The organism is Alkalibaculum sporogenes, from assembly GCF_009362815.1.
Classification (GTDB): domain Bacteria; phylum Bacillota; class Clostridia; order Eubacteriales; family Alkalibacteraceae; genus Alkalibaculum_A; species Alkalibaculum_A sporogenes.
In genome coordinates, this window is sequence record NZ_WHNX01000055.1 from 1 (window position 1) to 10,118 (window position 10,118).

Here is a 10,118-nt window from a genome sequence, read left to right on the forward strand (position 1 = left end):
TAACCGCCATCAGCTTCCTTCAGACCCTTGTGTCGCCACAAACGCCCTTGCTTACAGCTTGCCTTCCCATTAGCTAGGTGGCAGGTTTTCTTTCAAACCTTCAGCTCGGTATCATGCCTCGCAAACTAGGGACGAACTGTGTTCGTCCTATATTAAAGCGTTTAGTAGTATTCATCAAAGAGCCATTTTGCAGGGTTTTCGTTTATATATTTATTTCGAATTTGGTAATCTCGTTCGTCACGTATGATATGGTCATAGTATGATTTTTGCCATATGCTCGTGTGTAGTTTTTTGGTTATGGAGCCTTTAAATTGTTTTATGATTCTAGGAATGGTTGGTGGGTTGGTGGTGATAGGCGAACTCAGTTCGCCGCTACCGCTGTTTGGGGTGCTTAGCTCTTGGGTTGGCGAACTCAGTTCGCCGCTACCGCCGTTTGGGGTGCTTGGCTCTTGGGTTGGCGAACTCAGTTCGCCGCTACTGCCGTTTGGCACGTTTGGCGTGTTTTTCGTAGGGATGAACTGTGTTCGTCCGGTATGATGGTCCTCGATTATTATGATTATGTGTATATGGTTGGGCATGATAACAAAATTATCAACTGATACTGTATCGTATATATTTGATAGATCGTTTATTTCTTCAGCAACTAATTTGCCTATATTATTTAATATAATTTGTGGATTCTTATGGGTTTCTTTGATTCTACCTAGTAAATGTTGCTTATCCTTTGTACATAGAGTTATAAAGTATGCGCCGTTTTGGCTGTAGTCATAATTTTGCAATCGGATATTTTTGCGTTTGGAATGCATTTTACCACCTCGAGTTTTCAAGTTAATGAAAGGGAATAATTATGCACATATTATCAGTATATTTTTTTATTATAACATGGAAAGGGATGGTTTTGTAATGTATTGATAGTCATATTTAGTGAATCGGGAGAACACAGTTCTCCCCTACGCGGGGATGGTTGCAGCGCAGTTGGTTGGTATAGCGGTATTACGCGAAAACTCAGTTCTCCCCTACGCAGGGATGGTTGCGGCGCGGTTGGTTGGTATGGTGGTATTACGGGAGAACACAGTTCTCCCCTACGCAGGGATGGTTGCAGCGCAGTTGGTTGGTATGGCGGTATTACGCGAAAACGCAGTTCTCCCATACGTGGGGATGGTTGCGGCGCGGTTGGTTGGTATGGCGGTATTACTGGAGAACTCAGTTCTCCCCTACGCGGGGATGGTTACGGCGCGGTTGGTTGGTATGGTGGTATTACGGGAAAACGTAGTTCTCCCATACGTGGGGATGGTTGCGGCGCGGTTAGTTGGTATGGCGGTATTACGCGAAAACGCAGTTCTCCCATACGTGGGGATGGTTGCGGCGCGGTTGGTTGGTATGGCGGTATTACTGGAGAACGCAGTTCCCCCATACAGTGGGGGTGGGTATGGCTGGGGCATTCGAACTCGTTTACAGTCGAACACAGTTCGGGGGTTTGCGTAGTGGCGAACTGTGTTCGCCCGATATTAAAACGTTTAGTAGTATTCATCAAAGAGCCATTTTGCAGGGTTTTCGTTTATATATTTATAATTTATTTCTAATTTAGTAATCTCGTTCGTCACGTATGATATGGTCATAGTATGATTTTTACCATATGCTCGTGTATAGTTTTTTGGTTATAGAGCCTTTAAATTGTTTTATGATTCTAGGTATAGTTGGTGGGTATGTGGTGATGGTGGTGATGCTCAAATTTAATAGCGGTGGTGGGTATATGGTGGTTAATTGACTTTTGTATACAATCCAATCACTTAAATCGGTCAAATAATTTTTATTTGGATGATCACTATTTAGTAATTATTTTTTAACATATTTAAATACTTCAACTGACATTGACATCTAAGTTAGTTCCGAATAAAATCCATATGAATTAAGAATTTAATATTGACAATGAAGAATGTAAATGTTATCATTGCCTCATAGGATTGTTACTGCGCGGCAGGCATGACCAGAAACGTGAAAAGTTTTTGGTCTTTTTTTATGGAGGTGATTATATGAAAGTTATCAAAAAGGTAAATAACAATGTTGCTATAGCAATCAATGAAAAAGGTCAAGAGTTGTTCGTTGTTGGTAAAGGACTAGGATTTAGAAAAACTCCATACGAGTTGGATAACAATGATGTAATAGAAAAAATTTATGTGTCACCTAAAAATATAAAAATGTTTGACATCTTGAATGACATCCCTATAGAAGATATTTGTCTGGCTGAAGAAATAATTCAAATAGGCCGAGAGATATTGAATAAAGAGTTAAGTCAGAATATTATACTGCTATTATCTGACCATATTAGTTATGCTATCCAGAGAACGAAAGAAGGAGAAATGATCAGAAATCCTCTTGAGTGGGAGATAAAAAGTATTTACCCTAAAGAAGTTGAAGTTGGTAGAAGAGCTATTGAAATCATTTATAATAGAACAGGGATCGAGCTACCCCAGTCTGAAAGCACTCTGATAGCATTACATTTTGTTAACGCACAATTAAACATTGAAGATATGAAAGAAATTACAAAAATCACAAAAATCATCGGCGAAATCTTATCAATAATAAAGTATAATTTAAATATGGATTTTGATGAGTCAACTCATGACTTTACAAGGTTTGCAACTCATATAAAATATTTCGCATATAGACAGATTAATAATAAATCTTTTAATAATGAGAATGAAAGCATATATAACTTTGTTAAGGATAAGTATCCAAAAGAAGTAAACTGTGTAGAAAAAATTGAAAAATTCTTAAATAAGAATTACGATTGGAATTGTAGCATAGACGAGAAACTATATTTAGTGTTACATATTCACAGATTGGCATCATAAAAATTTTATAATATCGACTGGATTGTTACTGACTCGATCAGGCATGACCAAAGCTATCACTATGTGTATTGTTTTGGTTTTTTTATGTTGTGATCCGGACACAACATTTGAAAAATAGATATAAGTACTGATAAATGGTACTTGAATTAAATAGGAGGTTAATGAATGAACATTAATAATATGGCACGAGAAATAGTCAATTTGGTTGGCGGTATAAAGAACATTTCAGATATAACTCATTGTGCAACTAGATTGAGGTTAGTTTTAAAAGACAATGAGAAAGCAGATATAAAAAAGCTTGATCAGTTAGAGGGGGTATTGAAAGCTCAATATAAAGGTGGGCAAATGCAGATTGTTATTGGTGGTAAAGTTGGTAAAGTTTATGCAGCAGTTATTAAAACTGAAGGTTTAAATAGAATGGATTCATCAACTGGTAATAAAAAAATAAAAGAAAAGAATCCACTTACTACTGTAATTGAGACAATAGCAGGTATATTTGTTCCTTTGCTGCCACCGCTTGTTGGATGTGGTATGATAACAGCTTTTGTTGTAATTGTTACAAATTTAGGATGGGTTGATCCAAGTTCTGGATTTGTAGAAATATTACGCATGATAGGTAATCTAATATTTTACTTTATGCCTTTCTTCTTGGCAGTAAGTGCGGCTAGGAAATTCAATACTAATGAATTTTTAGCAATAGCCTTGGCAGGTGCATATATGCATCCAGCAATACTTGATGATGCAAAGGCTATATCGACGACTGGTATTGATATGATTAGCTTTTTAGGGTTGCCGATTTTATTGGTTCAATATTCATCATCAGTTATTCCAATAATTTTATCTGTTTGGATTTTAAGCTATGTTTACAGATTTGTAGATAGAGTTATTCCGGAATTTTTACAAGTACTATTAACACCGATGATTGTTTTATTTATAATGGTTCCGCTACAATTAATAGTTCTTGGACCGATCGGGTCTTATATTGGAAATTGGTTGGTGGACGGAATTGACTTTTTATTTGCTACAACTGGAATTTTTGCTGGAGCTATACTAGGATTTTTTAGACCAATTTTGGTTATGTTTGGAATGCATTACTCAATTATGCCTATGCAAATTCAGCAACTATCTGCTACTGGTGCATCTGTTTTGCTGCCTAGTGCACTTGCTGCTAATCTGGCACAGGCCGGTTCAGCTTTTGCAGTATTCTATTTAACAAAAGATAAGACAATGAAATCTGCAGCTGGTTCAAGTGCTATAACTGCCGCGTTTGGGATAACAGAACCAGCGATTTATGGGGTCAATCTCAAATACAAGAGACCTTTCTTCGCTGCATGTGCTTCAGCAGGACTAGTCAGTGGTTTTTTTAGTCTAGTAAATGCAAGAGGTACTGCTCTTGCTTTGCCAGGTATATTAGCATTACCAACATATGAAGCGAATAATTTTATCTTTATGGTAATTGGTTTAGTAATGGCAGTGGTATTGGCATTTGTATTTACTGTGGTTATAGGTATAAAAGAAGATAATATTTCAAATCAGGTAATTGGAATTAATAAAGGCAATGGTAAACAGCTGGTAATTAAAAGTCCGCTTAAAGGAATTGTTAAGGATTTACTAGAAGTAGATGATAAGACTTTTTCACAAAATATAGTTGGCAAAGGGGTTGCAATTGTTCCAGAAGAAGGGAAAGTATATGCGCCATTTGATGGTGAGGTTCTTTCTCTATTTAATACAAAGCATGCAATTGGACTAAAGTCTAATGACGGCGTAGAGGTGTTGATACATATAGGTATAGATACAGTAAATTTAGCAGGCAAGCATTTTGTAACGAAAGTTGAAAAAAATCAAAAAATTAATAAGGGAGACTTGCTTATTGAATTTGATATTAATGAAATACAAAAAGAAGGATACGATACTATAACGCCAATTGTTATTACAAATAGTGGAGACTATTTGGATGTAATAAGAGTAAGCGGTGATAATATCACATATAATGAAGATCTACTAAAAATATTTGCTTAAGATCACTTTAGCATAAACAAAGGAGTATAATCATGAATGATATTTTTCCAAATGAATTCCTATGGGGTGGTGCACTTTCTGCTTGTCAAGCAGAGGGTGCGTATGATAAAGAAGAGAAGACACTTACAATACCTGATGTCATGAGATTTAATCCTACAGATAATAGGAAAGTAACAAAGCAACCTAATATAACATGGGAAGTAATAAAAGAAGCAAAAGGTGATAAAGACACTATTATGTATCCTAAAAGAAGAGGGATAAACTTTTATGAAACATATAAAGATGATATAGCTCTATTTGCTGAAATAGGTTTCAAGGTATTTAGATATTCAATTTCATGGGCTAGGGTTTTCCCAAACGGAAATGACGAAAAACCAAATGAAAAAGCTCTAGAATTTTATGACAACATAATTGACGAGTGCTTAAAGCATCAAATTGAACCATTAATTACGATATCTCATTTTGATATGCCTATTGTATTGATAGAGAAATACGGTGGATGGTATAATAGGAAACTAATTGAACTTTATAAGAAATACTGTGAAGTATTGTTTGAAAGGTATAAAGGTAAAGTTAGATATTGGGTGACATTTAATGAAATAAACATGAGCATAAAAGCAGGTGCTAAAACACTAGGTATAATTAATGAAGGGCAAAGTAATTTTGAAGAGATGCTTTTTCAAGGTCTTCATCATCAGTTTGTAGCAGCGTCAAGTGTAACTGAAATAGCTCACAGGATAGACCCCAAAAATAAGATTGGAAGCATGGTAGCTTATTTTACGACATATCCACATACATGTAAGCCGGAAGATACACTTAAAGCACAACAGGATGATCAAATGAAAAATGATTTTTATCTTCATGTAATGGTTAAAGGGAATTATCCTTATTATGCTTTGACTTATTTTAAAGATAATAATATTAACCTTTCAATGACAGATGAAGATTTTAAAATTATTAAAAGTAATAACGCTGATTTTATAGGATCATCCTATTATAATTCTATGATATCCAGTGCGGATGATGTAAACATTGAATTGACAAACGGTAACGTTCATAGTGTTTATAAAAATCCACACTTGCCCGCGAATGACTGGGGATGGCAGATTGATCCAGTTGGTTTGAGAGTTACATTAAATCATATATACAACAAGTATGAGATTCCAATATTTATTCTTGAAAACAGTTCCGGATTTCATGATGTATTAAACTCAGATGGAACTGTTGATGATCCATACAGAATTGATTTCTTGAAACAGCACATTCAACAGATGGGATTAGCAATAAAAGATGGAGTAAATATTTTGGGATACACTATGTGGGGTCCAATTGATATAATTAGTTCATCAAAATCAGAGATGTCCAAAAGATATGGCTTCATATATGTCGACCAAGATGATTATGGAAATGGTTCTAAAAAAAGGTATAAAAAGAATTCTTTCTATTGGTATAAAGATATTATAAAAACTAATGGCAGAACAGTTTTTGACTAATAATTATTCTATTATAAAAAAAAATTATATATTCTGCTGTGTCAAGTAGATTGAATCGGGAGAACTCAGTTCTCCCCTATGTGGTTATTGGTATGAGTATATCGCGAGAACTCAGTTCTCCCATACGAATGAGGACGGCAAAGCTAATAATTTATGGTTCTTGCTGCATAACCAGTATGAGCAGCGTTATACAAGGTTACTTGTCTTGTATTGCAGTCTCCAATTGCTATTACATCAAATACACAATCTTCATAGATTTCTATATATTGACTATCCGCACGTACGCTTAAAGAAAGTACTACCGTATCACAATTAATAGCTTCTTCCTTATTTTCTTTTACATTTTTCAGTTTCTTCATCTCCAACCCAAACTACATCACTACATTCCTTTACAAAAGCAGGAATGATTGATTTTGCCCCTATAAAATCTCTTCTATCAATATTTTTTTAGTGGTAGATATCAGAAAACTCAATTTTTATCATTTCTACTCTATCTCTACCTTGTTCGGATTTCTCAAGAAGGATTGTCTGATCGATAAGCTTGACAGGAAGTTCAACCTTAAAGATACTACCTTTACCAACCTGGCTATCAACACTTATCTTACCACCATGCAAATCTACAATGGATTTCACTAGTGATAAACCAATCCCACTTCCCTCTGCATTTCGAGCAAGTGTTTTATCTATTTGATGAAACCTTTCAAAGATTGTACTCAAATGTTTTTCATCTATTCCAACTCCTGTATCCTTAACAGATATCTCAACAGATTGTCCTTTATCTATAATACCTACAAATATTTCACTCCCTGGATTAGAAAACTTAATGGCATTAGATATAAGGTTTAATAATATTCTCTCAAGCTTGTTTGGATCACAAGCAAGTATCTTTTCTTCGATGTCTGTATCAAAAAGAATTTGTAATCCCTTTTCATTCGTATATTCAACAACTGATTCAACAATATTTTCAATAACTTCAACTATATTTTCATTACTTAGATTTATCTTAAAAAAACCAGAATCTAATTTAGATAAATCTACAATATTATTGATTAGCTTCATAAATCTGTAACAATTCTGTTTGATCAAGTTAATATTTCTATGCATCTCACTTTTTTCATGATCTTCCAGGGAACTATTTTTCAAATTGTATTCTGTCAACTGATTTGCAGTAAAAATTACATTGAGTGGGGTCTTGAGTTCGTGTGAGATATTAGCGAATATTTCATCTTGAGTGATAAGAGCTTTTTCCAATTCATTTTTGGCCACAATTTGCTCCGTCAGGTCTATTGAAATAATAACTATTTGGTAAACATCTTTGTTCACATCATACATCGGTTGAAACATAACTTTAATAAAAAGATCTTTTCCTTTAAAAATGAAATGTCTAAAAAAGTAATAGGCGTTTCCCTTCTTATCTGTTAAATCATTTAAGCTGTTTTTTACTTTGTCTATTTCATCTCTATTAAACATAAAATATTCAAGATAGCTCGTTCCTATTATATCAGATACATTTTTAGTAGATACCTGATCATTAATTCCCTTTAAATTTCTAAGAGCTTGACTGTTCATATATGTGATTATAAAATCTGGGTATGAGGCAGTTATATATGCTAGATTAAGATTTTCAACTGTTCTAGTTAGTAACTCACCTTGAACTTTTTTCAATAAATTCTCTTCACTTTTTAACCTATCACCGATATCACGACTGATGATTATACCGGCTATAAAATCTCCTTTACTATCATAGATGGGAGTGCCATTTACTTCTTTATGTATTGTGACATTACCCCTTTTCGCATCCATTCTATATCCGCAAATTTTTTCACCTTTTGCAACTCGTTTTGAAGGAAAGTCTTCAAGGGGTATCATTTTCCCTTCTATATCAAAATGTTCAACTTCATTATGGTCTAACGAAACTGATAATTCATTATTATCCAAGTAAGCATTTTTTCTAAATGTTTTGTTTAACATCGTATAATGCCCATTCTGATCACAAATCATCAATTCATCAGACATATTATCCATAATTATTTTTAATTTCTCATTCTGTACTTTAATTAGTTCTTCTCTACTTTCCTGTTCTGTAATATCACGAGTACATATAATAGCTTTCTCTATATCTCCATTTTCATCATAAATGGAACTACCACTTACACTAAAATAAAATATTCCATCAGGTCTCTTAACTTTAATTCGAGAGTTTTTAATATTCTCACCATTTAAAACTTTATACGAGACAGTATCCTTAATCTCTAATAATTTGCCGTCAGAATCGAAGTATTGTGCATTTTTTAGTGCATCTTTTAATGTCTTTATGGAGTCTGGCTCATACAAAAATTCTTTGCTACCACGGTTTAATAAAGTAAATTTATAATCTTTATCTACTAAATATAGCCCATCTGACATGCTTTGAATGATGGAATTCAGCTCTTGTCTTTGTTTTGTCACAAGGATCCTGTTTAATACAAATTCTGTTACATCCGATACACTATGAACAATTAGTTTAATCTTTCCATTTTTAAATACTGGTATTAGCGAGCTATTATAGTAAGTATCTCCTCTTTGAGAGTGTTGATATTTCATCTCTTTTTTATAAATAGACTTCCCATCTTTTAATACTTTTGATAATTCCAGGGTAAAGTCACGCCCATTTTCTTCATGGTATACGTCTTGTATGGGTCTACTTATGAAATCTTCTATTTTTATGGATCTTCCATATTGCAAATTTAGATAATTTTGATTTAGATTTAAGATTATTACATTATTACTGCTATATATTGCTGTTCCGTTTTCATTATCAGACATAAGTCGGTTTACAACTGGAAGAGCGTCTTCTAACCTAGAATTTATCACTTCACTAATAATATATGTTTTTTCATTTAAGTTAAAATCATCGAAAGTAATTGTTACTTCCCTTGGTTCACGTTCCTTTGTAAACATATAACAGGTTGCTCTTTTTTTAATATCTTCAAAACAAATTTGGGAGCTAATTCTTATCATTTTGCTAAGTTCAGTTAATGTTTTTCCTATAAGCTCGTGTTTCAAATAACCTGAAAGTTGTATAAACTCATTATTAACCTCACAAATGATGTTGTTTTGGCTAATTATTGAAGGTTTCACTGACTTAGTCATGATATGTTTCATTATATAATCCCTCTTTTTAAGAAATTTGTACGTATAACACTTTCTATAATATATCATATCTTCGACATGTTAATATAAACTAATTAACAGTAAAATGAAAAATATTATATCATTTTTAATAAAGTTGATAAGCGAGCGATCTATATACCAGAAGGACAAACGGCTGGGATGGGTGTATTGAGGTATTAGGAGAACGCAGTTCTCCCCTACGCGTGGTGGAGGTGAGTATGGTGTGAGTAAGAATTCTTCAAAATAGTCTTCAAATTTTATTTATCATTCCTACTATAATTAGGTAAATAAGTCTGATTATGTTCTATTTTTACAGGCCAGTATTTCTATACAATGTTGAAACCCTTGTAAAATGCGGAACATGTATTGGGAGAACACAGTTGTACCCTACGCTGACATCAATCTGACTGGCAGTCATTTTACTTAGAGGCGAACTTTGATTGCCTCTTTTAAGTATATACACATGTATTAATCTCACCTAATACCATACCCACCACTACGATCGAGTAGCTAGAAACAGGGTAATTAATCCTGTTTCTTTGCTCTCACAGAACCGGACTTACGTTTGCCGTATCCGGCTCCTGAATACTTTCTCCAA

At 33.9% G+C, this 10,118-nt stretch carries 6 protein-coding genes; 3 read left to right on the forward strand and 3 right to left on the reverse strand.

What is annotated here, in order from left to right; all coding sequences use genetic code 11:
* Window positions 1–161 precede the first annotated feature (161 nt).
* On the reverse strand, window positions 162–827 hold the full coding sequence (locus tag GC105_RS16075; RefSeq protein WP_193708459.1) for a transposase: 666 nt from the start codon (window positions 825–827) through the stop codon (window positions 162–164).
* 1,206 nt (window positions 828–2,033) lie between these two features.
* Between GC105_RS16075 and GC105_RS16080 the strand changes: the two genes are divergently transcribed.
* The 3 genes from GC105_RS16080 to GC105_RS16090 all read left to right on the forward strand — a co-directional run bounded on the left by GC105_RS16080 (window position 2,034) and on the right by GC105_RS16090 (window position 6,367).
* Complete coding sequence (locus GC105_RS16080; protein WP_152806872.1) at window positions 2,034–2,855, forward strand: PRD domain-containing protein; 822 nt, start codon at window positions 2,034–2,036, stop codon at window positions 2,853–2,855.
* A gap of 165 nt (window positions 2,856–3,020) precedes the next feature.
* Window positions 3,021–4,874 (forward strand): beta-glucoside-specific PTS transporter subunit IIABC, encoded by a 1,854-nt coding sequence (locus tag GC105_RS16085; protein ID WP_152806874.1) that lies wholly within the window; start codon window positions 3,021–3,023, stop codon window positions 4,872–4,874.
* A gap of 32 nt (window positions 4,875–4,906) precedes the next feature.
* Window positions 4,907–6,367 carry a glycoside hydrolase family 1 protein gene (locus GC105_RS16090; RefSeq protein WP_152806876.1) on the forward strand — a complete coding sequence of 487 codons (1,461 nt, stop codon included), beginning with the start codon at window positions 4,907–4,909 and terminating at the stop codon, window positions 6,365–6,367.
* Between the two features lie 143 nt (window positions 6,368–6,510).
* Here the strand turns inward: GC105_RS16090 and GC105_RS16095 are convergent, their stop codons facing one another.
* Together GC105_RS16095 and GC105_RS16100 are read right to left on the reverse strand one after the other, a co-directional pair.
* On the reverse strand, window positions 6,511–6,726 hold the full coding sequence (locus GC105_RS16095) for a hypothetical protein (RefSeq protein WP_152806878.1): 216 nt from the start codon (window positions 6,724–6,726) through the stop codon (window positions 6,511–6,513).
* An 88-nt stretch (window positions 6,727–6,814) separates the two neighbouring features.
* The gene (locus GC105_RS16100; protein WP_193708460.1) at window positions 6,815–9,511 is read right to left on the reverse strand and encodes an ATP-binding protein; all 2,697 of its coding nucleotides are present in this window, start codon (window positions 9,509–9,511) and stop codon (window positions 6,815–6,817) included.
* Window positions 9,512–10,118: the final 607 nt, after the last annotated feature.

Coding starts and splice junctions, on each gene's coding strand:
- GC105_RS16080 (WP_152806872.1), top strand. CDS start 2,034: ATGAAAGTTATCAAAAAGGTAAATAACAATGTTGCTATAGCAATCAAT.
- GC105_RS16085 (WP_152806874.1), top strand. CDS start 3,021: ATGAACATTAATAATATGGCACGAGAAATAGTCAATTTGGTTGGCGGT.
- GC105_RS16090 (WP_152806876.1), top strand. CDS start 4,907: ATGAATGATATTTTTCCAAATGAATTCCTATGGGGTGGTGCACTTTCT.
- GC105_RS16095 (WP_152806878.1), bottom strand. CDS start 6,726: ATGAAGAAACTGAAAAATGTAAAAGAAAATAAGGAAGAAGCTATTAAT.
- GC105_RS16100 (WP_193708460.1), bottom strand. CDS start 9,511: ATGAAACATATCATGACTAAGTCAGTGAAACCTTCAATAATTAGCCAA.